Origin of the sequence: Sphingopyxis sp. BSNA05, assembly GCF_013265645.1 — a bacterium.
Taxonomy (GTDB): Bacteria; Pseudomonadota; Alphaproteobacteria; order Sphingomonadales; family Sphingomonadaceae; genus Parasphingorhabdus.
On the sequence record NZ_PYIA01000029.1, the window covers coordinates 1 to 2,536 of the forward strand.

General features: G+C 61.9%; 2 protein-coding genes. Both read right to left on the minus strand.

Annotated features, from left to right (window positions below; translation table 11 throughout):
• Positions 1-168: 168 nt before the first annotated feature.
• A complete protein-coding gene (gene istB, locus C8024_RS03670; protein ID WP_100092247.1) occupies positions 169-933 on the minus strand; it encodes an IS21-like element helper ATPase IstB in 765 nt (254 codons plus the stop codon).
• Entirely contained in the window at positions 930-2,417 is a 1,488-nt protein-coding gene (gene istA, locus C8024_RS03675) for an IS21 family transposase (RefSeq protein WP_123906195.1), read from the minus strand. The genes istB and istA overlap by 4 nt, the downstream gene beginning before the upstream one ends.
• Positions 2,418-2,536: the final 119 nt, after the last annotated feature.

A 2,536-nucleotide genomic window follows, 5' to 3' on the forward strand; every position in this document is an offset into this window, starting at 1 on the left:
ATTGTCAACGGCGGAGTAAAATCAGGCCATATGGCGGCGCAAAAGTAGACCAGTTTTTGGTTGAGCGTGATGGGTGCAAATGGCGGCGGCCAGTCAGCCGCGCTCCCCAAATAGCTGGCGGTTGACTGGCCGCTTTGGCCCGTCAGGGCCAAATCTGGATTGGCTGGATCAGGTGGCGGCTTTTGCCTTCCGGGCACGGCTTTGGCCGAGTCGATAGCTGTCGCCATTCATCTCGAGGATGTTGACGTGGTGGGTCAGCCGATCGAGCAGTGCTCCGGTCAGACGTTCGGTGCCGAAGGTTTCGGTCCATTCGTCGAATGGCAAATTGCTGGTTATCATCGTGGAGCCGCGCTCATAGCGCTGCGAGATCAGTTCGAACAAGAGCTCTGCACCGGTCTTGGACAATGGCACAAAGCCCAACTCGTCGATGATGAGCAGCTTGACCGCGGCCAGCTGCTTTTGCAGGCGGAGCAGACGGCGCTCGTCTCGGGCTTCCATCATCTCGTTGACCAGCGTCGCGGCGGTGGTGAAGCTGACCGAGAGGCCCTTCTGGCAGGCAGCCAGCCCAAGTCCGAGGGCGACATGGGTCTTGCCTGTGCCGCTCGGGCCAAGGGCGATGACATTCTCGCGCCGGTCGATCCATTCGCAGCGGGCCAGTTCCAGCACCTGCATCTTGTTCAGCTTTGGGATCGCCTTGAAGTCGAAGCTGTCGAGGCTCTTGGTGGCCGGGAATTTCGCGGCCTTGATACGGCGTTCGATCATTCTGCGCTCGCGATCGATCAGCTCCAGCTCGACCAGACGTCCCAGGAACTGGACATGATCCAGCCCCTCGGCGGCGCACTGGCGCGCGAGCTTTTCATACTCGCGCAGGAATGTCGGCAGCTTCAGCGTCTTCAGATGATCGGCCAGCAGGATCTTCGGCGCGTCGGTCATTCCGCCGGCTCCGTCATCAGGGCCATGTAGCTGGCGGCCGATGTGGTCTCGACATTGGCGCGCGGCAGGTAGGGATAGACATCGAGGTCGAGCTTCGGCGGCCGTTTCTCGACATGGCAGAGAACAAGGTGCTTGACGGCATCAAAGCCAATTGCCCCCAATTGCAGGGCCTTCTTCACGGCGGCATGCAGATCGTCGATGTCGAAGGTCTCGAGCAGGCGCAAAACCTGCACGTACTCGCGGCGTCCGGCCTTGATCATCCGCGCCTCCATCAGGCGGCGCAGTGTTGCGAACTCGGGCGGCAGGCTCCATTCAGCCAAGGGAGCTGCTTGGTCCAGGGCGTTGATCTTGCGCTCGATCAGCGGAAGGTAATGCAGCGGATCGAAGACCATGTCCTCGCGGTCGTAGCAGCGGGGATGGCGTGTGATGACTTCGCCGCTGCAGCCAATAACCACCTCGTCGACATAGCCCCTGATCCAGACGTCGCGGTGGCCGTAAGCGACCGGTACCGAGTAATCGTTGGTTTTGTAGCGCACCAGCGCCTGCGAACTGACCCTTCCGGTTGCCTGGTCACAGGCATCGAACGGTGCCGCAGGAAGGCCGGTCATCGCCGCCAGATCCCGCGCGAGGCGTTGACCGATCGTCTCGGACTGGCCCCGCAGGACATCCGCCTGACGTTCGCGGCACTGCTCCTCCAAATAGGCGTTGAACGCCTCCCAGCTCGCAAACCGCGGGATCGGTACCATGAAGTTGCGGCGGGAATAGCCGACCAGCCCTTCCGCGTTACCCTTGTCGTTGCCCTTGCCGGGGCGGCCGTAGCGATCGCGGAACAGGTAGTGCGACAGGAACCCGCTGAAGAGCGTGGCCCGCTTACGCGTTCCGTTCGGAAGAATCTTCGCAACCAGGCAGCGGTCGTTGTCGTAGAGGATCGATATCGGCACCTTGCCGAAGAACGCGAAGGCGTGGACGTGGCCATCAACCCAGGCTTCCGCCGTTGCCGCCGGATAGGCCCGCACAAAGCAGGCATCACTGTGCGGCAGGTCCATGACGAAGAAATGCGCCTTCTGCTCGACACCGCCAATGATGACAACCGCCTCGCCGAAATCGGCCTGGGCATGGCCGGGCCGATGGACCAGCGGCACGAACATCTCGCGACCGCGCCGTTCGCGCTCCCGCATGTAGTCCTTCACGATCGTGTAGCCGCCGGTGAACCCGTGTTCATCGCGGAGCCGGTCGAACACCCGCTTCGCTGTGTGCCGCTGCTTGCGATGAACCCCCAGATCGCCGTCCAGCCAGCCGTCGATAATCCCAGTGAAGCCATCCAGCTTCGGTCGCTTGACCGGTGCCGATCGCCGGTAACCCGGCGGAACCGAGAACGCCATCATCTTGGCTACACTGTCGCGCGAGATGTTGAAATGCCGCGCTGCCTCCCGCTGGCTCATGCCCTCAGCACAGGCCAGCCGAACCTTCCGATATAAATACACAGTAAAAATCCTCCCGCCCTCCCTGTCGCCAGAAAGGGTAAAGGTGGACGACTTTTACACCGCCCGCAGCAAGCTCATCCCGCCGCTACCGTGGCCGACTTTTGCACCGCCGTTCTCAC